The sequence below is a fragment of the Prauserella muralis genome (assembly GCF_003202285.1).
Lineage (GTDB): Bacteria > Actinomycetota > Actinomycetes > Mycobacteriales > Pseudonocardiaceae > Prauserella_B > Prauserella_B muralis.
The window spans coordinates 357,863-382,776 of record NZ_MASW01000006.1 but is presented as its reverse complement, the minus strand read 5'-3'; the positions used below and the strand labels follow the sequence as shown (position 1 = coordinate 382,776).

Genomic DNA, 24,914 nt, shown 5'->3' with positions numbered 1-24,914 from the left:
CACGCAGGGGGTGGTTGTTGCACCGCGGTCCTGCTCGGTCTACCCTCGGGGGCGTTCGGTCACCGTGCATTTCCGCACCCGGTGATGGTCCCGGGAGCTTCTCCCGGTCGCATCTTCCGTTCATTCGAGGCGGGTTCCCGGTAGCCACGGTGGTCGACCCCATCCCGTGTCGGCGGCTCCGCCGCTGCGACTCGCATGTCTCAGCCGGATCGCCTACGGGAACCCAGAACGCCGTCTCGCAATTCGGACGCGGGCGGCGGTCCGCTGGTCCACCGTGGAGGCGTGGACCGGTCAGGAAGGACATGTGTGAGCAACACCGATCTTTTGAGCGGCGACGTGAACGCCCAGGCGGATTCGCCGGGCACAGGGGAGCAGGCGCCGCAGACCAACGGTGCGGGCTCGGCGCCGAAGCGGCGCCCGGGTGGCCTGTCCGGCATGGTCATCGCCGACCTGCGCGCACTGGCCACAGAGCTGGGTGTCTCGGACACCACGGGCATGCGCAAGGGCGACCTGATCGCCGCCATTCGTGAGCGGCAGGGCAAGAACAAGCGGGCCAAGGCGGCCGAGGACGGCAGCACGCTGCCCCTCGAGGGGCTGACCGACGCCAAGGCCGCGCAGAAGGCCCCCGCCGAGCAGGCGGACAAGCCCGAGAAGCCCGGCAGGGCCGAGAAGGCCGAGCAGACGCAGAAGGCCGCCGAGGCGAAGGCACCCGCCAAGCAGGACGGCGAGTCGCGCGGCGACCGTGCCGACCGTGCCGACGACGACCGCCAGTCCGAGGACGGCGGCGGTCGCGGCAGGCGCAGGCGTGGCTCCGGCCGGGCGGCGGGCAGCCCCGACGCCGGTTCCCAGCAGCGCGGTGACGACGAGGGTGGCCAGCGTGGCGACTCGTCCACCGAGCAGCGCGGGGACTCCGAGCAGCGCAAGCAGCAGAACGGCAACAACAGCCAGCGTGGCCAGCAGGGCGACCGCGGCCAGCAGGGCGGCGGCTCCGGCCAGGACGACGACGAGCGGGGAGGCCGCAGGGGCCGCCGGTTCCGCGACCGCCGCAGGCGTGGCGGCCGTGGCGAGGGCGGTGGCGGCGGCGCCGACACCGAGATCCGCGAGGACGACGTCCTGCTGCCGGTGGCCGGCATTCTCGACGTGCTGGACAACTACGCCTTCGTCCGCACCTCCGGCTACCTGCCGGGGCAGAACGACGTCTACGTGTCGCTGTCGCTGGTGCGCAAGCACGGCCTGCGCCGCGGTGACGCGATCACCGGCGTCGTGCGCCAGCCCCGGGAAGGCGAGCAGCAGCGGCAGAAGTTCAACCCGCTCGTGCGGGTCGACTCGGTCAACGGTCTCGAGCCCGAGGTCGCCAAGAAGCGGCCGGAGTTCCACAAGCTGACGCCGCTGTACCCGAACGAGCGGCTCCGCCTCGAGACCACCCCGAACAAGCTGACCACCCGCGTGATCGACCTGGTCATGCCGGTCGGCAAGGGACAGCGTGCCCTGATCGTCTCGCCGCCGAAGGCGGGCAAGACGACGATCATGCAGGACATCGCCAACGCGATCACCACGAACAACCCCGAGTGCCACCTGATGGTCGTGCTCGTGGACGAGCGGCCCGAAGAGGTCACCGACATGCAGCGGTCGGTGCAGGGCGAGGTCATCGCCTCGACCTTCGACCGCCCGCCGTCGGACCACACCTCGGTGGCCGAGCTGTCGATCGAGCGGGCCAAGCGGCTCGTCGAGATGGGGCACGACGTCGTGGTGCTGCTCGACTCGATCACCCGCCTCGGCCGCGCGTACAACCTCGCGGCACCGGCGTCCGGCCGGATTCTCTCCGGTGGCGTCGACTCGACGGCGCTGTTCCCGCCGAAGCGGTTCCTCGGCGCGGCGCGCAACATCGAGGACGGCGGCTCGCTGACCATCTTCGCCACGGCGATGGTGGAGACGGGCTCCACGGGCGACACGGTGATCTTCGAGGAGTTCAAGGGCACCGGCAACGCCGAGCTCAAGCTCGACCGCAAGATCGCCGAGCGGCGCGTCTTCCCCGCGGTGGACGTCAACCCGTCCGGTACCCGCAAGGAGGAGCTGCTGCTCTCGCCGGACGAGCTGGCCGTGACGCACAAGCTGCACCGCGTGCTGCACGCGCTCGACTCGCAGCAGGCGATCGACCTGCTGCTGGACCGGCTGCGGAAGACGAAGACCAACATCGAGTTCCTGATGCAGGTCTCCAAGACCGCACCGGGCAGTGACGACGACTGACGACCGACGGCGACGCGTGTCCCCGGTGGCCGGAATAGCCGGCCACCGGGGCACGTTGCAGGAGGAGCTGCCTCATCTGGCAGAATCGACCCGCTGACGTCCGGTACCGGTTCACCCCCGGCGTGGGGACCCGGCGCCACCTGAGAGAGGACACCATGAAGAGCGGTATTCACCCGGAGTACGTGGTCACCACCGTGACCTGCGGCTGCGGCAACACCTTCACCACCCGCAGCACCAAGAGCTCGGGCAACATGCACGTGGAGATGTGCTCCAACTGCCACCCGTTCTACACCGGCAAGCAGAAGATTCTGGACACCGGTGGCCGGGTCGCCCGCTTCGAGGCCCGCTACGGCAGGCGCCCGAAGAAGGCCGGCGACAAGTAGCTTCACCGACGGCGCCCGCATCTGCCTTCCGGCAGGGCGGGCGCCGTTTTCGTGTTCACCCGGCTGGAGTCGGAAGGCTGGAGAAAGGGAAGGCGCCGTGGAGTCGAGTTCGCTGCAGGGCCTGCGCGAGGAGTACGCGGAACTGGAGGAGCAGCTCGCCGATCCGGCCGTGCACGCCGACCAGGCGCGTGCCCGCAAGCTGGGCCGCCGGTACGCGGAGCTGGCCCCCGTGGTCAAGACGCTCACCGAGCTGGAGGGGGCCCGCTCGGACCTGGCCGCGGCGAGGGAGCTGGCCACCGAGGATCCCGGCTTCGCGGCCGAGGCCGACGAGATCGCCGCACGGCTGCCCGCGCTGGAGGCCAGGCTCACCGAGCTGCTGCTGCCGCGCGACCCCTACGACGGCTCCGACGTCGTCATGGAGATCAAGTCCGGTGAGGGCGGCGAGGAGTCCGCGCTGTTCGCGGGCGACCTGCTGCGCATGTACCTGCGCTACGCCGAGCGGCACGGCTGGAGGGCCGAGGTGCTCGACGCGACCGACTCCGACCTCGGCGGCTACAAGGACGTCACGGTCTCCATCAAGAGCAAGGCGGGCAGTGCTCCGGCGGACGGGGTGTGGGCGCGGCTGAAGTTCGAGGGCGGCGTGCACCGCGTGCAGCGCGTTCCGGCGACCGAGTCGCAGGGGCGCATCCACACCTCCGCGGCGGGCGTGCTGATCTACCCGGAGCCCGAGGAGGTCGAGGTGGAGCTCGACGCGGGCGACCTGCGCATCGACGTGTTCCGTTCGTCGGGCCCCGGCGGGCAGAGCGTCAACACCACCGACTCGGCCGTGCGGGTGACGCACCTGCCCACCGGGATCGTCGTGTCGTGCCAGAACGAGAAGTCGCAGATCCAGAACCGGGCGCGCGCGATCCAGGTGCTCCAGGCGCGGTTGCAGGCCATGGCCGAGGAGGAGGCGGCAGCCAAGGCCGCCGACGCCCGCCGCTCCCAGGTGCGCACCGTCGACCGCTCCGAGCGGGTGCGCACCTACAACTTCCCGGAGAACCGCATCTCCGACCACCGGGTCAACTACAAGGCCTACAACCTGGACCAGGTGCTCGATGGGGACCTCGACGGCGTGCTCGACGCGCTCACCAGCGCCGACCGCGAGGAGCGGCTCGCCAAGGCCCAGTCCTGACCCGCGCGTGTTGGCCGCCGGTGTCGCCGTGTTGGCCGCGTCCGCGACTCGCCGTGTGCCAGGCTTGAGGCCGTGAAGAGACAGCCCCTGCGCCTGGCGATCCTGGAGGCGACCCGCATCCTCGAACAGGCGGGCGTGGCATCGCCGCGCGCCGATGCGGAGCTGATCGCCGCGCACGTGCTGGGTGTGGAGCGCGGGCGCCTCCCGCTCGTGCCGCTGGTCGATCCTCCCGTCGTGGAGGCCATCGGGCAGCTGGTGACGCAGCGCGCCAAGCGGGTGCCGTTGCAGCACCTCACCGGGTGGGCCGCACTCGGCGACATCACCGTCGCCGTCGGGCCCGGTGTGTTCGTGCCCCGGCCCGAGACCGAGCTGCTGCTGGAGTGGGGCCTGAAGGTCCTCAAGGGCCGGGAGTATCCCGTGGTGGTGGACCTGTGCACCGGCTCAGGGGCGCTCGCACTGGCCGTGGCGCACGCCAGGCCCGACGCCGTGGTGTACGCGGTGGACAACGACTCGAACGCGCTGGCCTGGGCGCGGCACAACGCCGACACGCGCGCCGAGGCCGGGGACACCCCGATCCGGCTCTACTCCGGCGACGTCACCGATCACACCGTCTTCGCGGAGCTGGACGGGCTCGTCGACCTCGTGCTGTGCAACCCGCCGTACGTGCCCGAGGGCACCCCGGTGCCGCCAGAGGTGGCCGGCTACGACCCGCCCCAGGCGGTGTTCGCGCAGGGCGGCGGGCTCGACGTCATCCGGCACGTCGTGGCCGCCGCGGCCCGGTTGCTGCGGCCCGGCGGCGGGGTCGCCATCGAGCACGACGACAGCCATGGCCGCGCGGTGCCGCCGTTGCTGCAGGCTCGCCGGGTGCTCACCGACGTCGCCGACCACCCCGACCTTGCCGGCCGCCCCCGCTTCGTCACCGCCCGCCGCGCCTGAAGCTCCCCAATGCGGCATTGGTAGCACTCAACTTCCCCAATGCGGCATTGGTTGCGCTCAACGCTACGAATGCCACATTGGGGAGCTCGGGGGAGAGGCACCGTAGCCGAACCGGCGAGGGGAAGCAGGGCTAAGCTGTGCGCCCATGAGCGCGGTGTACGACTGCAGCAAACCGGATTCCAGGGCCGACGGGCTCAGGGCGGCGGCGTCGGCGGTGCGGTCGAGCAGGCTGGTCGTCCTGCCCACCGACACCGTGTACGGCATCGGCGGGGACGCGTTCGACGCGGGCGCCGTGCGGTCGCTGCTGGAGGCCAAGCGCCGCGGCCCGGACATGCCGGTGGGCGTGCTCGTCGGTTCGTGGTCCACCCTGGACGGCCTCGTGCTCGGCGTGCCGCAGCAGGCCCGCACCCTCATCGAGGCGTTCTGGCCCGGCGACCTGTCGATCGTGCTTCCGCACGCGCCGAGCCTCAACTGGGACCTCGGCAGCACGCGCGGCACCGTGATGTTGCGCATGCCGCTGCATCCGGTGGCGCTGGAACTGCTGCGCGAGGTCGGTCCGATGGCCGTGTCGAGCGCCAACGTCTCCGGGCAGCCGCCCGCCGCGACCGCGCAGGAGGCGCAGGAGCAGCTCGGCGAGTCGGTGGCGGTCTATCTCGACGGCGGCCCGAGCGGCGACCCGGTGCCCTCGACGATCGTCGACCTCACCGGCGAGCACCCGGTGCTGCTGCGCGAGGGCGCGGTCAGCGCGGCCGCGGTGTCGGAGGTGCTCGGGGCCGAGGTCGGCCCGCGACAGTGACGTGGCGCACTCGCGGTAGCGTTGCCCGCTGTGACCCCGCAGTGCCTCGCCTCCAGGGGATGACCCGTTCGTGACGCCTACCGCGACAGCCGGTCTCCCGATCCGTGAGTACATCCTCGTCGGCCTCGTCTCCGCGGCGCTGACGTTCCTGCTGACCGCTCTGGTGCGGCGGTTCGCGATCAGGGTCGGCGCCGTCGCCGTGCCCCGCAAGCGCGACGTGCACGTCATCCCGATCCCGCGCATGGGCGGGCTGGCGATGTACTTCGGCGTGGCGGGCGGCATGGCGATGGCGCACCAGCTGCCGGTGCTGCGCCGCGCGTTCGAGTACTCCTACGACCCGGTGGCCGTCCTCGTCGGCGGCGCCGTGATCGTGCTCATCGGTGCGCTGGACGACCGGTTCGAGATCGACGCGTGGACCAAGCTCGCCGGGCAGGTGATGTGCGCGGGCATCCTCGTCCTCTTCGGACTGCAGTGGGTGTCGTTCTGGGTGCCGTGGGGCGGCGACTCCGACGCGCTCGGCCAGGTGCTGATCTTCGACAGCAACCAGGGCGGGCTGCTGGTCGTGCTGCTCGTCGTGGTCATGGTCAACGCGATGAACTTCGTCGACGGGCTCGACGGGCTCGCCGCCGGCCTCGGGCTCATCGCCGCGGCCGCCACGGCGGCGTTCTCGCTGGGGCTGCTGTCCTCCTCGGGAGGGGACGTCGGCGCCTACCCGCCCGCGCTCATCGCCGCGACGCTCGCCGGCGCGTGCCTCGGCTTCCTGCCGCACAACTTCCAGCCCGCGAAGATCTTCATGGGCGACTCGGGCTCGATGATGATCGGGCTGATGCTCGCCGCCGCGAGCACGTCGGCCTCGGGCCGCATCCAGTACACCCTGTTCGACGCCACCGACGTCGTGGCGCTGCTGTCGCCGCTGTTCGTCGTGGCGGCCGTGCTCTTCCTGCCGTTGCTCGACCTCGTGATGGCCGTGGTGCGGCGCACGCGGCGTGGCGAGAGCCCGTTCGCCGCCGACAAGATGCACCTGCACCACCGGCTGCTGGAGATCGGGCACTCGCAGCGGCGCGCGGTGCTGCTGATCTATCTGTGGGCGGGGCTGCTGGCCTTCGGCGCCGTCGCGGTGACCCTGTTCGACACCGCCGCTGTGTTCTGGATCACGTGTGCCGGGCTGCTGGTCGCGGCGCTGGTGTCCATTGTCCCTAGACTGAGGTCGCGCAACCAGCAAGGAGCCTCATGAGCAGCAGTGACCCCGACAGCACCGGCGACACCGGCAGCGCCGGCACGGCCGCCGAGCCCCCGAACCCGCACGCCGAGCAGGTGCTCAAGCTCGCCCGTGCGATGTGGAGGACGGCGCTGGTGCCCTCGCTCGCCGTGGTGGTGATCGGCGCGGTCGCCGGCGCGCTGTGGGTGGGCTCGGCGGGCCTGTTCGGCGCGCTCGTCGGTGGCGCGGTGGCGTTCGCGTCGTCGCTGGCGACCCTGTTCATGATGCGCTGGTCGGCCGGTATGCACCCGATGGCCGTGATGGCCGTGGCGCTGGGCGGCTACGTCTTCAAGATGCTGGTGATCTTCGGCGTGATGACCCTGCTGCGTGGCGTCGACGCGCTGCACACCTACGCGCTCGCGCTGACGATGATGGGTGTGATCCTGGTCTGGGCGGGCGCCGAGATGGTCGCGTTCAAGCGGACCAAGATCCCGACGATCATCCCCAACTAGGTGATTCGTGCCCGGCTGTCGCGTTATGGAGTACGGGCGTACGGCAGCCCTCGGGCGGCTGGTATCGTCCGCGCCGTGGAGGCGGTTCGCCCGGCTCCCCGGCGTGATGCGTTCCCTGCACGGGCCGGGTGCCCGGTCGAGTCCTACAGGACGTGGTAGCCGCCTCCGAGTACTCGATCTGTATCAGGTACGTTAAGTCCTGATCGTGACGATTCCCCCGGCGGAGTGAACGCCGGCCGGGAGAACCGGAAGGAGCCCAGTTGGGCGCGCTGGTGCTAGCCGAAGGCGAGTTCGTCGCCCCCGGTGCGAAGGACTTCGACCTGGGTCCCATCTTCGGCGAAGGAACTTTCGTTACCAAGCCGATGGTGCTCGCCGTCCTTGCGGCGATCATCGTCGCCGCGTTCTTCGTGCTCGGCTCGCGCAACCTCAAGATGGTGCCGAGCAAGTTCCAGTTCGCCGTCGAGTCGGTCTACGACTTCGGGCGCAACAACATCGCGCGAGAGCAGATCGGATCGAAGGACTTCCGCCCGTTCGTCCCTCTCGTTCTCGCGTTGTTCAGCTTCATCCTCGTGAACAACCTGTTCGGGATCATCCCGATCCTGCAGTTCCCGACGATGTCGCACATCGGGTTCCCGCTCGCGCTGTCGGTGCTCGTGGTGTACCCGGTCTACCACTACGTCGGCTTCAAACGACACGGCTTCGTCGGGTACCTGAAGAACCAGACCGTGCCGTCGAGTGCGCCTGGATTCATCCTGCCGCTGCTGACGCCGATCGAGTTCCTGCAGAAGTTCCTGATTAACCCGATCACGCTGGCGCTGCGGGTCTTCGCCGCCATGTTCGCGGGCCACCTGCTGCTGCTGGTGTTCACGCTCGGCGGCGAGTACCTGCTCCTGGAGGCCAGCGCGGCGCTCAAGCCGGTGTCGATCGTCAGCTTCCTCTTCGCGATCGCCCTGACGTTCCTGGAGGCCCTCATCCAGGTGCTGCAGGCCTACATCTTCGCGCTGTTGTCAGCGAACTACATCGGCATGGCGCTCGCGTCCGACCACTGAGTAGCCACCGAGAAAGAGCCCCCGATCCGCGCCAGTTGCGGACCGAGTTGAAAGGGAAGTGCAAGTGAGCAACATCGTTCTCGCGCAGGCCGCGGAGGCCGCGACCAACATCAACCCGGGTCTTGCCGCGATCGGCTACGGTCTCGGCGCCGTCGGCCCCGGTATCGGTGTCGGTCTGATCTGGGCCGCCGTCATCAACGGCACCGCGCGCCAGCCGGAGGCGCAGGGCAAGCTGATGGGTATCGCCTGGACCACCTTCGCCCTGGTCGAGGTGCTCGCCCTGTTCGGCATCGTCATCTACTTCATCGCGTCCGGCGGCTGATCCTCACTGTCTGTCGCTCACGGCATTAGGGAGAAGCTGTGCTGAACACCGAGCTGGTTCTGGCGGCCGAAGGCGCGCCGAACCCGGTCGTGCCGCATATCTCCGAGATCATCCTCGGGCTGGTCGCGTTCCTGCTTCTGCTGTGGGCACTGCGCAAGTTCGCGGTGCCCCGCTTCGAGAAGCTCTACGAGGAGCGCACCGCGAAGATCGAGGGCGGCATCGCCAAGGCCGAGAAGGCCCAGGCCGAGGCCGAGCAGGCGCTGGAGCAGTACAAGGCGCAGCTCGCCGAGGCCAGGACCGAGGCCGCCAAGATCCGGGACGACGCGCGGCTCGAGGCCGAGCAGATCAAGGAAGAGCTGCGGGCCGACGCCCAGGAGGAGGCGCGGCGCATCGTCGCGCAGGGCGAGGCGCAGCTGCAGGCCCAGCGTGCCCAGATCGTCGCCGAGCTGCGGGCCGAGCTCGGCCGGAACTCGGTCGAGCTGGCCAGCCGGATCGTCGGCGAGGCGCTGGAGGACGAGGCCAGGCGCCGGGGCACGGTCGACCGGTTCCTCGCCGAGCTCGACGCCGGCGGCAACGGCGCGGCCGGATCCAGGAACTAGGAGTAGGCGTACATGACGCTGCATGCTGCGAGCCGCGAGGCTCTGGGCTTCGCCGAGAGCCGCCTCGACGAGGTCCTCGGCGACGCGGGGTCCGACCCGTCCGCCGTCGGGGAAGAGCTGCTCTCCGTGGTCGACCTGCTCGCCAGGGAGGTCGGGTTGCGACGGGCCGTCGCGGACGGCTCGTCGGACCCCGAGGCCCGCAAGCGGCTGGTCAGGAGCCTGCTGCAGGGCAAGGTGTCCGAGCCGGCGCTGCGTGTGCTCGATGCCGTCGTCGGCAACCGCTGGTCGAGCCCGCGTGAGCTCGTCGACGGCGTCGAGTCCCTCGGCAGGAACGCGCTGCTGACCGCGGCCGAGAACTCCGGCAAACTGGACACCGTCGAGGACGAGCTGTTCCGGATCGCACGTATCGTGGACAGGGAACCCGAGCTCGACCGTGCGCTGGCCGACCAGGTCACCTCTGCCGAGGCGAAGCGGAACCTCATGCGCACCCTGATCACCGACAGGGTCGACCCGGTGACGAAGGTGCTCGCCGAGCAGGTCGTCGGCAGGCCGCGTGGCCGCGGGGCCGCGCACAAGATCGACGAGCTGGTGAAGCTGGCCGCCGCGCGGCGCGAACGGTCGGTGGCCTACGTGACCAGCGCGACCGAGCTCACGGCCGAGCAGCGGGACCAGCTCGCGGAGCGGCTCCGGCGCATCTACGGGCGGCCGGTGGCGCTGCACGTGGAGCTGGACCGCAGCATCGGCGCCGGGCTCGTGGTGCGCGTCGGCGACGAGGTCATCGACGGCAGCGCTGCCGGGCGACTCGAGTCGCTCCGCAGGCAGCTGGCCGGCTGAGACAACACAAACTTTGGCAAGAACGAAGTGAGAGCGGGAACGACATGGCGGAGCTGACGATCTCCTCGGATGAGATCCGCAGTGCGATCGAGAACTACGTCTCGAGTTACTCCCCGGATGTGAGCCGGGAAGAGGTCGGCGTCGTCGTCGACACCGGTGACGGTGTCGCCCACGTCGAGGGCCTGCCGTCGACCATGGCCAACGAGCTGCTCGAATTCCCCGGCGGGGTGCTGGGCGTCGCGCAGAACCTGGAGCCGCGCCAGATCGGTGTCGTCATCCTGGGTGACTTCGACACGATCGAGGAGGGCCAGGAGGTCAAGCGCACCGGGCGGATCCTGTCGATCCCGGTCGGCGACAACTTCCTCGGCCGCGTCATCGACCCGCTCGGCCAGCCGATCGACGGCCTCGGCGACATCGAGTCGACCGAGCGCCGCGCGCTGGAGCTGCAGGCCGCGTCCGTGGTGGAGCGCCAGCCGGTGTCCGAGCCGCTGCAGACCGGCATCACCGCGATCGACGCGATGACGCCGATCGGCCGTGGCCAGCGGCAGCTGATCATCGGCGACCGCAAGACCGGCAAGACCGCCGTCTGCGTCGACACGATCATCAACCAGAAGGCCAACTGGGAGAGCGGCGACCCGTCGAAGCAGGTGCGCTGCATCTACGTCGCCGTCGGCCAGAAGGGCTCGACGATCGCGTCGGTGCGCAAGTCGCTCGAGGACGCCGGTGCGATGGACTACACCACCATCGTCGCGGCTCCCGCCTCCGACGCCGCGGGCTTCAAGTGGCTGGCGCCGTACTCCGGCTCCGCGCTCGGTCAGCACTGGATGTACCAGGGCAAGCACGTCCTGATCGTCTTCGACGACCTGACCAAGCAGGCCGAGGCCTACCGCGCGATCTCGCTGCTGCTGCGCCGCCCGCCGGGCCGCGAGGCGTTCCCCGGCGACGTCTTCTACTTGCACTCCCGCCTGCTGGAGCGCTGCGCGAAGCTCTCCGACGAGAAGGGCGGCGGCTCGCTGACCGGCCTGCCGATCATCGAGACCAAGGCCAACGACATCTCGGCCTACATCCCGACCAACGTCATCTCGATCACCGACGGCCAGTGCTTCTTCCAGTCGGACCTGTTCAACTCCGGCCAGCGCCCCGCGGTCGACGTGACCACCTCGGTGTCCCGCGTCGGTGGTGACGCGCAGATCAAGGCCATGAAGACGGTCTCGGGCTCGCTGCGTATCGACCTGTCGCAGTACGAGGAGCTGAAGGCGTTCGCCGCCTTCGCCTCCGACCTCGACGCCGCCTCGAAGGCCCAGCTGGACCGCGGTGCCCGCCTGTACGAGCTGCTCAAGCAGCCGCAGTACTCGCCGGTGCCGGTCGAGCAGCAGGTCGTCACGGTGTTCCTCGGCACCAACGGTCACTTCGACGACGTGCCGATCGAGGACACCGCGCGGTTCAACGCCGAGTTCCTGCAGAACCTGCGGCACAAGCACGAGGACGTCTTCGCCGAGATCCGCGAGAAGGGCAAGTGGACCGACGAGCTCGCCGAGCGCGTCGTCTCCGCGGTCACGGAGTTCAAGAAGGGCTTCACGACCTCCGAGGGCCACACCCTGGTGGAGGCGGAGGCCGAGGCCATGGACGCCGACAAGGTCGGGCAGGAGTCGGTGAAGGTGCACCGTCCGGCCCCGAAGAAGTAGCGAGCGAAGGCCATGGCTGCACAGCTTCGTGAGCTCCGGTCGAAGATCCGGGCAACCAAATCCATCGGCAAGATCACCAAGGCGATGGAGCTCATCGCCACGTCGCGCATCAGCAAGGCGCAGGCGCGCGTGGAGGCCTCCCGGCCGTACGCCTCGGAGATCACGAACGTGCTCTCCGCGCTGGCCGGGGCGGCAGCCAACCTCGACCACCCGCTGCTGGTGGAACGGGAGACCGTGCGGCGCGTCGCGGTGCTCGTCGTCACCAGTGACAAGGGCCTCGTCGGCGGCTACAACGCCAACGTGCTGCGTGCCACCGAGGAGCTCCTCTCGCTGTTGCGTGAGCAGGGCAAGGACCCGCAGCTCTACGTCATCGGCACGAAGGGCGTGAACTACTACCGCTTCCGTGGCCGCGAGGTCGCGGACAGCTGGACCGGTTTCTCGCAGCAGCCGCGGTACGAGAACGCGGCCGAGGTCGGCGACGCGCTGGTCACGGCGTTCCTGGCCGGGGCCGACGACGTGGGCGGCCAGCCCGGCCCCGACGGCATCCTGGGCGTCGACGAGCTGCACATCGTCTACACCGAGTTCCGCTCGATGCTCACGCAGACGCCGGTCGCCCGGCGGATGGCGCCGCTTGAGGTCGAGTACTCGGAGGAGACACCGGAGACGATCCCGCCCGCGTACGACTTCGAGCCCAGCGCCGAGACGCTGCTCGCGGCGCTGCTGCCGAAGTACATCAACACGAGGATCTTCGCGGCGTTGCTGGAGTCGGCGGCCTCCGAGCTGGCCGCGCAGCGCAACGCGATGAAGTCGGCCTCGGACAACGCGAGTGAGCTGGTGGAGACCTACACCCGGCTGGCGAACCAGGCCCGCCAGGCCCAGATCACCCAGGAGATCAGCGAAATCGTCGGTGGAGCTGATGCGCTCGCCGCTGTAGGAAGTGATGACTGAGCTATGACTAGCACTGAAGCTGCGATCAAGGGGCGCATCGTCTCCGTGACCGGCCCGGTCGTCGACGTGGAGTTCCCGCGCGGCCACATCCCGGCGCTGAACAACGCGCTCAAGGTCGAGATCGAGTTCGAGGAACTGCGCAAGACCGTGACGCTGGAGGTCGCCCAGCACCTCGGCGACAACATGGTGCGCACGATTTCCCTCCAGCCGCAGGACGGCCTCGTCCGTGGCGCCGAGGTGACCGACACCGGCGGCCCGATCTCGGTGCCGGTCGGCGACAAGGTCAAGGGCCACGTCTACAACGCGCTCGGCGAGTGCCTCGACCAGCCCGGCTACGGCGAGGACCTCGAGCACTGGGGCATCCACCGCAACCCGCCGGCGTTCGACCAGCTCGAGGGCAAGACCGAGATGCTGGAGACCGGCCTGAAGGTCATCGACCTGCTCACCCCGTACGTGCAGGGTGGCAAGATCGGCCTGTTCGGCGGTGCCGGTGTGGGCAAGACGGTGCTCATCAAGGAGATGATCACCCGTGTGGCCCGGAACTTCGGTGGTACCTCGGTGTTCGCCGGCGTCGGCGAGCGCACCCGTGAGGGCACCGACCTCTTCCTGGAGATGAGCGAGGACGGCGTCATCAACGACACCGCGCTCGTGTTCGGCCAGATGGACGAGCCGCCGGGCACCCGTATGCGGGTCGCCCTGTCCGCGCTGACCATGGCGGAGTACTTCCGCGATGTGCAGAACCAGGACGTGCTGCTGTTCATCGACAACATCTTCCGGTTCACCCAGGCCGGTTCCGAGGTGTCGACCCTGCTGGGCCGCATGCCGTCGGCCGTGGGTTACCAGCCGACGCTGGCCGACGAGATGGGTGTGCTGCAGGAGCGGATCACCTCGACCAAGGGCCGTTCGATCACCTCGATGCAGGCGATCTACGTGCCCGCGGACGACTACACCGACCCCGCCCCCGCGACGACGTTCGCGCACCTGGACGCCACCACCGAGCTGTCCCGGTCGGTGTTCCAGAAGGGCATCTTCCCGGCCGTGGACCCGCTGGCCTCCAGCTCCACGATCCTCGACCCGGCGATCGTCGGTGAGGACCACTACCGGGTCGCCTCCGAGGTCATCCGGATCCTGCAGAAGTACAAGGAGCTGCAGGACATCATCGCGATCCTCGGTATGGACGAGCTGTCGGAGGAGGACAAGCTGACGGTGCAGCGGGCCCGCCGCATCGAGCGCTTCCTCTCGCAGAACATGCTGGTCGCCGAGGTCTTCACCGGTCAGCCGGGCTCCACCGTGCCGATGGCCGAGACCGTGGAGGCCTTCGACAAGATCTCGCAGGGCGAGTTCGACCACTACCCGGAGCAGGCGTTCCTGGGCATCGGCGGGCTGGACGACCTCGAGAAGAAGTACAGGGAAATCACCGGCAAGTGATGCCCGCGTGAACGACGGGACTGGCGTCCACTATGGATCTGGTCCCGTCGTTCGCATAGTCACAGCCGGCAGCGGCGGCGTTCCTATTACACTGAGGGGAACGCCCGATCCGAAGGAGACCTACGTGGCTGAGATGTCCGTCGAGCTGGTGGCCGTCGAGCGTCGTCTGTGGTCGGGCAAGGCCACGTTCGTCGTCGCGCAGACCACCGAGGGTGAGATCGGCGTGATGCCCGGGCACGAACCGGTGCTCGGTCAGCTGGTTGAGGGCGGCATCGTGAAGGTCACCACTACGGACGGTGACACGCTGACCGCTGCGGTGCACGGCGGCTTCCTCTCGATCACGCACGACTCGGTGAGCGTGCTCGCCGAGTCGGCCGACCTCAGCGAGGAGATCGACGTCGACGCCGCCAGGCAGGCGCTCAGCGCCGAGGACGAGGCCGAGCGAGCGAGAGCCGCCGCGCGGCTCCGGGCGGCGGGCCAGTCGGTCTAGCGCGGACGACGAGCGGGAGCCGGCCATGGAGATCGCACTGCTGGTCCTAGCCCTCCTGCTCGTGCTGTTCGGCGTCGCCGTCTGGTACGCCCTGCGCTGGGTCCGGATGCGCCGTTTCGGTGGGGTGAGCGTGGCGCTGCGCTGGCAGCCGGACCGGGAACGCTCCGGCTGGCACCTCGGGATCGGCCGCTACCGCGGCGAGGAGTTCGTCTGGTACCGGGTGTGGAGCCTGCGCACGGGCCCGGATCGGGTGTTCCGCCGGGAGACCCTGCAGATCGCCGACCGGCGTGATCCCATCGGCACCGAGTCGTACGCCGTGCCGGCCGGCGCGACCGTGCTGCGCTGCGAGTCGCGAGACCAGGAGCCCATCGAGATCGCCATGGGCCCCGGCGCCCTCACCGGCTTCCTGTCGTGGCTCGAGTCCGCCCCGCCGGGCCGCCGTATCCCCCGCGCGAGCTGACCGCGAGTCCTGCACTCAGGCCTGCGAGTCCTGCACTCAGGCCCGCGAGTTCTGCACTCGGACCCGTCCTCGCTAGCCGCGGCCCCCGCCGGGCTGCCAGAGGACGTCGCCGTCCGGGTTGGCGAGCCTCGCCAGGATGAACAGCAGGTCCGACAGGCGGTTCAGGTATTTCACGGCCAGCTCGTTGGTGCGCTCGCCGTCCGCCTCGACCAGCGCCCAGCCGGAGCGTTCCGCCCTCCTGGCCACCGTGCGGGCCTGGTGCAGCAGCGCCGCACCCGCGGTGCCCCCGGGCAGGATGAACGACGTCAGCTTGCCCAGCCGCCCGTTGAACTCGTCACACCAGCCCTCCAGCCGCTCGATGTAGGGCTCGGTGATGCGCAGCGGCGGATACTCCGGGTCCGGCACGACGGGCGCGCACAGGTCGGCTCCGACGTCGAACAGGTCGTTCTGTACGGCGCGCAGGACATCGGCCAGCTCGTCGGTCAGCCCGCCGAGCGCGATCGCGACGCCCACGACGGAGTTGGTCTCGTCGACGTCGGCGTAGGCTCCCAGCCGAGGGTCTGTTTTGGGCACTCGCGAGCCGTCGCCGAGCGCGGTCGTTCCGGTGTCGCCGACTCTCGTGTAGACGCGGTTGATCCGAACGGGCATGCCCGCAGTCTACGGCGGTTTTCCTTGTCCGAACGGGCCTTATCGTTCGTGATCTCCCAGACGTTTCACCGTACCGGCGGGTTGTGACACGTTTCGGCCGAGCACGCCCCTGCCGTCGCCTCCGATGTCACGCCGGGCATTATGGGCGACCATGAGCGAGCACTTTGATGTGCATGGCGGTGCGCGCCTTGTCGGTGAGGTCGAGGTCGTCGGCGCCAAGAACAGCGTGCTCAAGCTGATGGCTGCGGCGCTGCTGGCCGAGGGCACCACGACCATCACGAACTGCCCGCAGATCCTGGACGTCCCGCTGATGGCCGACGTGCTGCGCAGCGTCGGCTGCGAGGTCGTCCTCGACGGTGACACCGCCCACATCACGACGCCGTCCGAGCTGTCGCATCGCGCGGACTCACCCGCGATGGGCAAGCTGCGTGCGTCGGTGTGCGTGCTCGGCCCGCTGGTCGGCAGGCTCAAGAAGGCCGTCGTCGCGCTGCCTGGCGGCGACGCGATCGGTTCGCGCCCGCTGGACATGCACCAGAACGGCCTGCGCAAGCTCGGCGCCACCAGCTCCATCGAGCACGGCTGCGTCGTCGCCGAGGCCGTCGGCCTGCACGGCGCGCAGATCTGGCTCGACTTCCCCAGCGTGGGCGCCACCGAGAACATCCTCATGGCCGCCGTGCTCGCCGAGGGCACCACCGTGATCGACAACGCCGCGCGCGAGCCGGAGATCGTCGACATCTGCACGATGCTCACCGAGATGGGCGCCAAGATCGAGGGCGCGGGCACCTCGACGCTGACCGTCGAGGGCGTCGACACGCTCCACCCCACCGAGCACCGGGTGATCGGCGACCGCATCGTGGGCGCCACCTGGGCCTTCGCCGCCGCGATGACGCGCGGCGACCTCACCGTCACCGGAGTGAACCCGCATCACCTGGAGCTGGTGCTGGAGAAGCTGCGGCTGGCGGGCGCGGACATCACGACGTTCGACGGCAAGGGCTTCCGCGTCGTGCAGCCGGAGCGGCCCCTCTCGGTCGACTTCGTCACCCTGCCCTACCCGGGTTTCGCCACCGACCTGCAACCGTTCGCGGTGGCCCTGTCGTCGGTGTCCGACGGCACGTCGATGATCACCGAGAACGTCTACGAGGCCCGGTTCCGCTTCATCGAGGAGATGGTGCGCCTCGGTGCCGACGCCCGCACCGACGGCCATCACGCCGTGGTGCGGGGTGTCGACAAGCTGTCCAGCGCGCCGGTGTGGGCCTCCGACATCAGGGCCGGGGCCGGGCTCGTGCTCGCCGGCCTGTGCGCCGACGGGGTCACCGAGGTCTGGGACGTGTTCCACATCGACCGTGGTTACCCGCACTTCGTGGAGAACCTGAACCGCCTCGGCGCCAGGATCGACCGGGTCGCCACCGAGCCCGACCGCTGCTGACCTGCCCGGACAGCGCCGGCGGTGCCGAGCCGGGTCTGCTTCAGCCCTCCGCGGCGAGTGCCACGCCGAAGCCGATGAGTGTCGTGCCGGTGGCGACGTCGAGCGAGCGGCGTACCCGCCTGCGTGTGAGCCAGCCGCGCACCCGGTTGACGAACACCAGCAGCACCAGCAGCCACACCGCGCCCAGCACGGCCACCGTGTAGGCCAGCAGGAGCGCGTCGAGGGTGGTGCCGTGCACCGGAGCCAGGAACTGCGGGAGCACCGACAGGTAGAGCGCCAGGACCTTGGGGTTGGTCACGTTCGAGAGGAAGCCCTCCCGCCAGCGCCGGAAGCCACTGGAGCGGGCGCCGGCCGCGTCGAGTGAGGCGTAGTCGCCGCGCCAGGCGGAGCGGATGGCCTGGACACCCAGGTAGCAGAGGTAGGCGACGCCGAGCCAGCGGATCGTCTGGAAGACCGGCTGCGACTGCACGATCACCGCGCCGAGGCCGAGCGCGACCGCGGTGCCCTGCAGGAAGTTGCCCACGGCGATGCCGCTGGCGGCCAGCAGGCCACCCCGGAAACCGCCCGCGAACGCGTTCTTGAGCGTCACCACCGTGTCCGGGCCGGGCGCGAGCACGACCAGCACCACGAGGATGAGGTAGCTGCCATACAGACTCCACGTCACGTGTCCTCACACTATCGGTGGGCCCCTGGCAACGCTCGCACTTTTGCGTCACAGTGTTCTCCACACCAAGTTACCGACGAGTACTCTGTGTAGGTCGTCCACGAGGAGGTGCACCGTGCCCTACCCCACGGATCGCGAGCGGGACCGGCCCTGGGTGATGCGCACCTACGCGGGGCACTCGTCGGCCGCCGCGTCGAACGAGCTGTACCGGCGCAACCTCGCGAAGGGGCAGACGGGCCTGTCGGTGGCCTTCGACCTGCCGACGCAGACCGGCTACGACGCCGACCACACGCTGTCCAGGGGCGAGGTCGGCAAGGTGGGCGTGCCGATCGCGCACATCGGCGACATGCGCAGGCTCTTCGACGGCATCCCGCTGGCCGAGGCCAACACGTCGATGACCATCAATGCGCCCGCGATGTGGCTGCTCGCCCTCTACGTGAGCGTCGCGGAGGAGCAGTCCGGCCCCGAGGTGCTCGGCAAGCTCACGGGCACCACGCAGAACGACGTCATCAAGGAGTACCTGTCCCGGGGCACCTACATCTTCCCTCCGGGGCCGAGCCTGCGCCTGACCACCGACGTCATCACGTGGACGGTGCGCAACGTCCCGAAGTGGAACCCGATCAACATCTGCAGCTACCACCTGCAGGAGGCGGGGGCCACGCCGACGCAGGAGGTCGCCTACGCGCTCAGCACCGCCATCGCCGTGCTCGACGCGGTGCGTGACTCCGGGCAGATCAGCGCCGACGAGATGGCCACCGTCGTGGGACGCATCTCCTTCTTCGTCAACGCGGGCGTGCGCTTCGTCGAGGAGATGTGCAAGATGCGCGCGTTCGCCGCGCTGTGGGACGAGCTGACGCGCGAACGCTACGGCGTCGCCGACCCCAAGGCACGCAGGCTGCGCTACGGCGTGCAGGTCAACTCCCTCGGGCTCACCGAGGCGCAGCCGGAGAACAACGTGCAGCGCATCGTGCTGGAGATGCTGGCCGTGTCGCTGTCGCGATCCGCCCGTGCGCGCGCGATCCAGCTGCCCGCATGGAACGAGGCGCTCGGCCTGCCGAGGCCGTGGGACCAGCAGTGGGCGCTGCGCATGCAGCAGGTGCTGGCGTTCGAGACCGACCTGCTGGAGTACGAGGACATCTTCGACGGCTCCCGTGTCGTCGAGTCCAAAGTGGAAGAGATCATGGCCGGCGCGCGCGCGGAGATCGCGCGGGTGCAGGACATGGGTGGTGCGGTGGCCGCGGTCGAGAGCGGTTACCTCAAGTCGCAACTGGTGTCCTCGCTCGTGGACTACCGCGGCAAGATCGAGTCCGGTGAACGCGTGCTGGTCGGGGTCAACCGGTTCGAGACCACGGAACCGAGCCCCCTGCAGGCCGAGGGCGCCAAGGCCATCGAGACGGCCGATCCCGTCGCCGAGAAGCAGGCCGTCGCGGCGCTGGAGCGCTGGCGCGAGAGCCGCGACAACGACGCCGTCGCCCGCACCCTGGATGCGCTGAAGGCCACGGCGCGGACCACGGAGAACCTGTTCGAGGCCACGCTCGCGTGCGCGCGGGCCGGCGTGACCACCGGCGAGTGGGCGGGTGCCCTGCGGGAGGTCTTCGGCGAGTACCGGGCGCCGACCGGCGTGTCGGCGGCCGGCTCGTCCGGTGAGGGCGCGGCCGAACTGGCCCGCGTGCGCGAGCGCGTCCAGGCGACCGCCGGTGAGCTCGGCGAGCGGCTGCGCATCCTGGTGGGCAAGCCGGGCCTCGACGGCCATTCCAACGGCGCCGAGCAGGTCGCCGTGCGGGCCCGCGACGCCGGGTTCGAGGTCATCTACCAGGGCATCCGGCTCACGCCCGACCAGATCGTCGCTGCGGCGGTGCAGGAGGGCGTGCACGTGGTGGGCCTTTCGGTGCTGTCCGGTTCGCACCTGGAGGTCGTGCCCGAGGTCGTCGACGGGCTGCGCGCCGCCGGTGCGGCCGACATCCCGGTGATCGTCGGCGGCATCATTCCCGCCGACGACGCCCGGCTGCTGCTCGAACGCGGCATCACCAGGGTGTTCACTCCCAAGGACTACGAGCTCACCGGCATCATGGACGAGATCGTGACGGTGATCCGCGAGCAGCACGGCCTCCCCGCGTCCTGACCCGGGCACCACACTTCACCCGGCCGGGTGGGTGGTCTCGGTCCGGTTACAGAGGTGCTCGAAGCAGGTACAACCTTTGACCAGGCCAGGGGGTGCGCCTACTTTCAGTGACTATGCCCCTGTGCGGGTGATGCCGAGGCGAGTTCGCTCGCGCGGGGATTGACAACGAGGTCAATCGAAGAGGGGTGCGGTCATGGCGCACGACCAATGGACGCGGCGAGACTTCTTCCGGCGCTCGGCGGCCTTCGGCGCGGTCGCCCTCGGCGGTCCTACACTGCTCTCCGCCTGCCAGAGCACCGGTGACGGGGGAGACGCCCTCCAGCAGGCGCGCGACTCGGGTTCCATCCGGATCGGCATCGCCAACGAGCAGCCCTACGGGTTCGCCGACTCCAGCGGCAACGTCACCGGCGAGGCACCTGAGGTGGCCAAGGCCGTGTTCAAGGCCCTCGGCGTCAACGAGGTCGAGAACCAGGTCGTCACGTTCAACCAGCTGATCCCCGCGCTGAACGCCCGCAAGTACGACATGGTGACGGCGGGCATGTTCATCACTCCCGAGCGCTGCGGCCAGGCGGCGTTCTCCATTCCGGACTACACGGCGCTCGCCGCGCTGCTCGTGCCGAGGGGCAACCCCCAGGGGGTGCGCAACTTCGAGGACCTCGCGGCCAAGAACGTCCAGGTCGCCGTGCTCTCCGGCGCGGTGGAGAAGGGCTACGCCACCGCGGCCGGCGTCGACGAGGGCAACATCCGGACACTGGACACCCAGGACAGCATGCTGCGCTCGGTGGCCGACGGCCGCGTCTACTGTGCCGCGCTGACCGACATCTCGCTGAAGTGGCTCGTGAAGCAGAACCCGAACGTCCCGGTGGAGGTGACCGAGAGCTTCCAGCCGGTCGAGAACGGCCAGCCGGTGATCTCGGCGGGCGGGTTCGTCTTCCGCAAGGACGACGACCCGCTGCGGGAGGCGTTCAACCAGGAGCTGCGCAGGCTGCACGAGAGCGGCGAGTGGCTGCGGATCGTCGAGCCGTTCGGGTTCGGCGAGGCCAACCTGCCGGGGCCGGACGTCACCACCGAGAAACTCTGCAGTGCCTGATCGCTGAGGCGGTGGCGCCGTGTTCGACCAGATCGGACTCATCTTCTCGACGCTGGTGCGGGGCCTGCCCGTCACGATCGCGGCCACTCTCGGCGGGATCGCCCTGACCGTGGTGCTGTCGTTCGTGGCGGGCCTGGCACTGCTCGCGCCCTCCCGGACCGTCCGGTTCCTCAGCCGCGTCTACGTCGAGGGCTTCCGCGGCACCTCCGAGATGGTCCAGCTGTTCTGGATCTACTTCGTGCTGCCGGTGCTGGTCGGTTTCGAGCTGGTGCCGCTGTTCGCCGGCATCCTCGTGCTCGGGCTGAACCACGGCGCCTACGGAGCCGAGATCGTGCGCGGGGCGGTGCAGTCGGTGCCGAAGGCCCAGTACGAGGGCGCGATCGCGCTGAGCCTGAGCCCCGCGCAGCGGATGCTGCGGGTGATCCTGCCGCAGGCCGTCGTGGAGATGCTGCCCTCGTTCAACAACCTGTTCATCCAACTGCTCAAGAGCACGGCGCTGCTGTACTTCATCTCGGCAGAGGAGCTCACCGAGCGGGGCCAGCTGCTGGCCCCGTCGCTGCCGATCGCCCAGCTCGTGCCGATCTACGTCATCGAGCTGCTGTTCTACCTGCTGCTGGCCGTCCTCATCACCGTCGGCATGCGCGCGCTGGAGCGGGTGGGCGCGCGCAGGCTCGGCCGCAGGGCGCCGCGGCGCAGGAGCACCCCACCGGTCACGGCGGGAGGTGTGTGATGAACTGGGACTGGGACTACGCGATCGACTCGCTGCCCCTGCTGTTCCAGGGCATCGTCGTCACCGTCGAGCTGACCGTGCTCGGCGCGCTGCTGGCCTACGCGCTGGGCCTGGTGCTGGCCCTCGTCAGGCAGGTCCGGGTTCCGGTGCTCAGCCAGCTGGTGTACCTGTTCGTCGAGTTCATCCGCAGCACACCGCTGCTGATCCAGGTCTTCGCCTTCTACTACCTGCTGCAGCCCGCGCTCGGCCTGCGGCTCTCGCCGTTCGTCACCGGCTTCGTCATGCTCGGCATCCACTACGCCACCTACACGTCCGAGGTGTACCGCGCGGGCATCGACGCGGTCCCGAAAGGACAGTGGGAGGCGGCCAGGGCGCTGAGCCTTCCGCGCGGCCGGGTGTGGACCGGGGTCATCCTCCCGCAGGCGGTGCCGCGGGTGCTGCCGTCGCTGGGCAACTACACGATCTCGATGTTCAAGGAGACCCCGCTGCTGCTCGCCATCGGTGTGCTCGACGTCCTCAACCGCGCGCAGGAGGCCGCGTCGGAGACCTTCCGCTACGTCGAGCCGGTGACGCTGGCGGGCGTCTTCTTCCTGCTCGTGAGCTACCCCGCCTCGATCCTCGTGAGAAAGCTGGAACGCCGTGCCGGAACTGTGTAGGCGGGGTTTGCGCGCGCTGGTTTCGTTCGGGTAACGGACAGCACTGGCACGGCCGTCCCGCTTTGACCTGAGCGGGTGAGCCGCCTACGTTCGGTAGCCTGCGGGAGATCGTCCCTCGATTCGTCCGACACTGGAGTACCGTCTTGGATTCTCACCAGCCGCTCTCCGACGCGCAGGCGGGCACCGCCACCGCCGACCGCGAGATGATCCGTTTCGACAAGGTGGTCAAGCGGTTCGGCGACAACGTCGTGCTGAACGAGCTCGACTTCACCGTGAGCCCGGGCGAGTTCGTCACCCTGATCGGTCCCAGTGGTTCCGGCAAGACGACGATCCTGCGCCTGCTGATGACGCTGGAGAAGGTCGACGGCGGGACCATCCAGGTCGACGGCGAGTACCTCAGCCACATGGAGCGCGGCGGCAAGCTCGTCCCCGCCGACGAGAAGCACCTGCGCAAGGTTCGCAGGCACATCGGCATGGTGTTCCAGCAGTTCAACCTCTTCCCGAACATGAAGGTGCTGCAGAACATCACCGAGGCGCCCATGCGCGTGCTCGGCAAGTCGCGGGCCGAGGCCGAGGAGCGCGGGCGCGAGCTGCTGGAGATGGTCGGGCTTTCCGAGAAGGTCGACGCCCACCCCTCGCAGCTGTCCGGTGGCCAGCAGCAGCGCGTGGCGATCGCGCGGGCGCTGGCCATGGAGCCCGACGTCCTGCTGCTCGACGAGGTCACCTCGGCGCTCGACCCGGAGCTGGTCGCGGGCGTGCTGGCCGTGCTCAAGGACATCGCCACCAGCACCGAGATCACGTTCCTCTGCGTCACCCACGAGATGCAGTTCGCGAAGGACGTGTCCGACCGGGTGATCATGTTCGACCACGGCCAGGTGGTCGAGGAGGCCGTGCCGGAGAAGCTGTTCACCTCGCCCGAGCACGAGCGCACCAGGGAGTTCCTGCATGCGGTGATCGACCGCGAGGTCTGAGTTCGCGGGGGTTTCCCGGTGCCTGGGGCTCGGCTACCGTCGGGTCATGGGTGAGTACGAGCACCTGCTGAGCAAGCGGGACGGCGACACGGTCACCATCACGATGAACCGGGCGAGCCGCCGGAACTCGCTGTCCGAGGAGCACCTGCGGGAGCTGGTGGCGGCCTTCGAGGAGGCAGCCGCCACCGACGCCACCGGAATCGTGCTCGCGGGCGCGGGCCCGGTGTTCTCGGCGGGGCACGACTTCGGCGACGTCGCGGCACGCGACCTCGTGAGCGCGCGCGACCTGCTGCGGCTGTGCACCGAGCTGATGAACACGATTCACGCGGCGCCGCAGGTGGTCGTCGCCAGGGTGCACGGGCTCGCGACCGCCGCGGGCTGCCAGCTGGTCGCCTCGTGCGATCTCGCCGTGGCCGCCGAGTCGGCCGGGTTCGCCCTGCCCGGCGGGAAGGGCGGTTGGTTCTGCCACACGCCGGCCGTGCCCGTGGCCCGGTCCATCGGGCGCAAGCGGCTCATGGAGCTGGCGCTGACCGGGGACACCATCGACGCGGCGACCGCGCTCGACTGGGGACTGGTCAACCGCGTGGTGCCGGACGACGAGCTCGACGACGCGGTCGCGGAGCTGCTGGCCAGGGCCACCCGGGGCAGCCGTGCGTCCAAGGCCCTCGGCAAGCAGACGCTGTACGCCCAGCTCGACCGCCCCGAGCAGGATGCCTACGCGATCGCCCTGGAGGTGATGGCCTCGGCCTCCCAGCTGCCGGGTGCGCGCGAGGGCATGGCGGCGTTTCTGGAGAAGCGCAAGCCGGTCTGGCCCGACTGAGGCACCTCCTGCCCGTTCAGCCGGCCTGGCCGCGCTCCCAGAGCAGCAACTGGGCGTAGGCGGCGATGGACTGAGCGTCAGTGATCTCGCCGGTGGCCACCATTTTCTCGAACCGGGCGCGTTCGAACCAGCCGGTGCGCATGTCCTGCTCCTCGTGTTCCCGGTCCGGGGAGCCTTCCGTGAGGTCCGTGGCGAGGAAGATGCGCCCGCGCTGGCTGGACATGCCGGGCGCGACGTCGAGCAGTCCGATCTCGACCAGCCTGCCCGCGGAAAGGCCGGTCTCCTCGCGCAGCTCGCGGGCGGCCAGGTCGAGCGGATCCGCCTCGGCCCGCTCGGGGGCCGTGCCCTGGGGAAACTCCCACCTGCGCAGCCCGAGCGGGTAGCGGTACTGCTCCACCAGGTGCAGCCGGCCGTCCGCCAAAGGGATGACAAGCGCGTAGTCCGGCTTGTCCACCACTCCGTAGACGCCCGCCGAGCCGTCGGTGCGCCTGATCCGGTCTTCCCGCACCGTCATCCAGCTGTTCGAGTACACCTGCCGAGTGCCCACCGTCTCCATAGGGCGATTGTGCCCTGGCGGGTGTACAGGTACACACGGGGCGTGTTCGGCGTCGTCATTCGGTAACGAAAAGCCGCAACACAACCCCTGATTGGGTATGGTCTCGAAGATCTACTGTCCGTCTGAACGGAGTGTTCTGTGTCCGAGCAGAAGAGGAACCGCCTTACCCG

At 69.6% G+C, this 24,914-nt stretch carries 26 protein-coding genes; 23 read left to right on the top strand and 3 right to left on the bottom strand.

The window, feature by feature from the left end; genetic code table 11:
• Positions 1-306 precede the first annotated feature (306 nt).
• The 16 genes from rho to BAY60_RS27155 all read left to right on the top strand — a co-directional run bounded on the left by rho (position 307) and on the right by BAY60_RS27155 (position 15,061).
• Entirely contained in the window at positions 307-2,247 is a 1,941-nt protein-coding gene (gene rho, locus BAY60_RS27230) for a transcription termination factor Rho (RefSeq protein ID WP_112284182.1), read from the top strand.
• 155 nt (positions 2,248-2,402) lie between these two features.
• Positions 2,403-2,630 carry a 50S ribosomal protein L31 gene (rpmE, locus tag BAY60_RS27225; RefSeq protein WP_112284180.1) on the top strand — a complete coding sequence of 76 codons (228 nt, stop codon included), beginning with the start codon at positions 2,403-2,405 and terminating at the stop codon, positions 2,628-2,630.
• A gap of 97 nt (positions 2,631-2,727) precedes the next feature.
• Entirely contained in the window at positions 2,728-3,804 is a 1,077-nt protein-coding gene (gene prfA, locus BAY60_RS27220; protein WP_112284178.1) for a peptide chain release factor 1, read from the top strand.
• 72 nt (positions 3,805-3,876) lie between these two features.
• Positions 3,877-4,740: a peptide chain release factor N(5)-glutamine methyltransferase gene (prmC, locus tag BAY60_RS27215; RefSeq protein WP_112284177.1), complete on the top strand. Its 864-nt coding sequence runs from the start codon at positions 3,877-3,879 to the stop codon at positions 4,738-4,740.
• 145 nt (positions 4,741-4,885) lie between these two features.
• Positions 4,886-5,536, top strand: a complete 651-nt coding sequence (locus tag BAY60_RS27210) for an L-threonylcarbamoyladenylate synthase (RefSeq protein WP_112284175.1) — start codon at positions 4,886-4,888, stop codon at positions 5,534-5,536.
• Between the two features lie 70 nt (positions 5,537-5,606).
• Positions 5,607-6,770, top strand: a complete 1,164-nt coding sequence (locus BAY60_RS27205; RefSeq protein ID WP_112284173.1) for a glycosyltransferase family 4 protein — start codon at positions 5,607-5,609, stop codon at positions 6,768-6,770.
• Positions 6,767-7,246 carry a Cg1360 family ATP-synthase-associated protein gene (locus BAY60_RS27200; protein ID WP_425466487.1) on the top strand — a complete coding sequence of 160 codons (480 nt, stop codon included), beginning with the start codon at positions 6,767-6,769 and terminating at the stop codon, positions 7,244-7,246. Before BAY60_RS27205 ends, BAY60_RS27200 begins: the two co-directional genes overlap by 4 nt.
• A 260-nt stretch (positions 7,247-7,506) precedes the next feature.
• Positions 7,507-8,295 carry a F0F1 ATP synthase subunit A gene (atpB, locus tag BAY60_RS27195; RefSeq protein WP_170160570.1) on the top strand — a complete coding sequence of 263 codons (789 nt, stop codon included), beginning with the start codon at positions 7,507-7,509 and terminating at the stop codon, positions 8,293-8,295.
• Between the two features lie 64 nt (positions 8,296-8,359).
• Positions 8,360-8,617, top strand: coding sequence for an ATP synthase subunit c family protein (locus tag BAY60_RS27190; RefSeq protein WP_112284171.1), 258 nt, complete (start codon positions 8,360-8,362; stop codon positions 8,615-8,617).
• A 38-nt stretch (positions 8,618-8,655) separates the two neighbouring features.
• Positions 8,656-9,216, top strand: a complete 561-nt coding sequence (locus BAY60_RS27185) for a F0F1 ATP synthase subunit B (protein ID WP_112284169.1) — start codon at positions 8,656-8,658, stop codon at positions 9,214-9,216.
• Positions 9,217-9,228: 12 nt separating this feature from the next.
• Positions 9,229-10,050 (top strand): F0F1 ATP synthase subunit delta, encoded by an 822-nt coding sequence (locus BAY60_RS27180; RefSeq protein WP_112284168.1) that lies wholly within the window; start codon positions 9,229-9,231, stop codon positions 10,048-10,050.
• A 44-nt stretch (positions 10,051-10,094) separates the two neighbouring features.
• On the top strand, positions 10,095-11,735 hold the full coding sequence (gene atpA / locus BAY60_RS27175; RefSeq protein WP_112284166.1) for a F0F1 ATP synthase subunit alpha: 1,641 nt from the start codon (positions 10,095-10,097) through the stop codon (positions 11,733-11,735).
• A gap of 12 nt (positions 11,736-11,747) precedes the next feature.
• Positions 11,748-12,683, top strand: coding sequence for a F0F1 ATP synthase subunit gamma (locus BAY60_RS27170; protein ID WP_112284165.1), 936 nt, complete (start codon positions 11,748-11,750; stop codon positions 12,681-12,683).
• Between the two features lie 3 nt (positions 12,684-12,686).
• Positions 12,687-14,111, top strand: coding sequence for a F0F1 ATP synthase subunit beta (atpD, locus tag BAY60_RS27165; protein WP_112284163.1), 1,425 nt, complete (start codon positions 12,687-12,689; stop codon positions 14,109-14,111).
• Between the two features lie 124 nt (positions 14,112-14,235).
• On the top strand, positions 14,236-14,601 hold the full coding sequence (locus tag BAY60_RS27160; RefSeq protein ID WP_112284161.1) for a F0F1 ATP synthase subunit epsilon: 366 nt from the start codon (positions 14,236-14,238) through the stop codon (positions 14,599-14,601).
• Positions 14,602-14,626: 25 nt separating this feature from the next.
• The gene (locus BAY60_RS27155; RefSeq protein ID WP_112284159.1) at positions 14,627-15,061 is read left to right on the top strand and encodes a DUF2550 domain-containing protein; all 435 of its coding nucleotides are present in this window, start codon (positions 14,627-14,629) and stop codon (positions 15,059-15,061) included.
• A 72-nt stretch (positions 15,062-15,133) separates the two neighbouring features.
• Here BAY60_RS27155 and BAY60_RS27150 read toward each other — a convergent pair whose 3' ends face one another.
• The gene (locus BAY60_RS27150) at positions 15,134-15,709 is read right to left on the bottom strand and encodes a cob(I)yrinic acid a,c-diamide adenosyltransferase (RefSeq protein WP_112284158.1); all 576 of its coding nucleotides are present in this window, start codon (positions 15,707-15,709) and stop codon (positions 15,134-15,136) included.
• Between the two features lie 151 nt (positions 15,710-15,860).
• On the opposite strand from BAY60_RS27150, the gene murA reads away from it, so the two are divergent.
• Positions 15,861-17,135, top strand: coding sequence for a UDP-N-acetylglucosamine 1-carboxyvinyltransferase (gene murA / locus BAY60_RS27145; protein WP_112284156.1), 1,275 nt, complete (start codon positions 15,861-15,863; stop codon positions 17,133-17,135).
• A gap of 40 nt (positions 17,136-17,175) precedes the next feature.
• Here the strand turns inward: murA and BAY60_RS27140 are convergent, their stop codons facing one another.
• Entirely contained in the window at positions 17,176-17,799 is a 624-nt protein-coding gene (locus BAY60_RS27140) for a LysE family translocator (protein WP_112284154.1), read from the bottom strand.
• A 115-nt stretch (positions 17,800-17,914) separates the two neighbouring features.
• Between BAY60_RS27140 and BAY60_RS27135 the strand changes: the two genes are divergently transcribed.
• From BAY60_RS27135 to BAY60_RS27110, 6 genes are all read left to right on the top strand, one after another.
• Positions 17,915-19,921: a protein meaA gene (locus BAY60_RS27135; protein ID WP_112284152.1), complete on the top strand. Its 2,007-nt coding sequence runs from the start codon at positions 17,915-17,917 to the stop codon at positions 19,919-19,921.
• Positions 19,922-20,114: 193 nt separating this feature from the next.
• On the top strand, positions 20,115-21,011 hold the full coding sequence (gene ehuB / locus BAY60_RS27130; protein ID WP_112284151.1) for an ectoine/hydroxyectoine ABC transporter substrate-binding protein EhuB: 897 nt from the start codon (positions 20,115-20,117) through the stop codon (positions 21,009-21,011).
• Positions 21,012-21,030: 19 nt separating this feature from the next.
• Positions 21,031-21,741: an ectoine/hydroxyectoine ABC transporter permease subunit EhuC gene (ehuC, locus tag BAY60_RS27125; RefSeq protein WP_112284149.1), complete on the top strand. Its 711-nt coding sequence runs from the start codon at positions 21,031-21,033 to the stop codon at positions 21,739-21,741.
• On the top strand, positions 21,741-22,397 hold the full coding sequence (gene ehuD, locus BAY60_RS27120) for an ectoine/hydroxyectoine ABC transporter permease subunit EhuD (RefSeq protein WP_112284147.1): 657 nt from the start codon (positions 21,741-21,743) through the stop codon (positions 22,395-22,397). The genes ehuC and ehuD overlap by 1 nt, the downstream gene beginning before the upstream one ends.
• A 203-nt stretch (positions 22,398-22,600) precedes the next feature.
• A complete protein-coding gene (gene ehuA / locus BAY60_RS27115) occupies positions 22,601-23,368 on the top strand; it encodes an ectoine/hydroxyectoine ABC transporter ATP-binding protein EhuA (RefSeq protein WP_112284645.1) in 768 nt (255 codons plus the stop codon).
• 46 nt (positions 23,369-23,414) lie between these two features.
• Positions 23,415-24,188 (top strand): enoyl-CoA hydratase-related protein, encoded by a 774-nt coding sequence (locus BAY60_RS27110; RefSeq protein ID WP_112284145.1) that lies wholly within the window; start codon positions 23,415-23,417, stop codon positions 24,186-24,188.
• A gap of 16 nt (positions 24,189-24,204) precedes the next feature.
• Here BAY60_RS27110 and BAY60_RS27105 read toward each other — a convergent pair whose 3' ends face one another.
• Entirely contained in the window at positions 24,205-24,744 is a 540-nt protein-coding gene (locus BAY60_RS27105) for an NUDIX domain-containing protein (RefSeq protein ID WP_112284143.1), read from the bottom strand.
• Between the last annotated feature and the right edge of the window lie 170 nt (positions 24,745-24,914).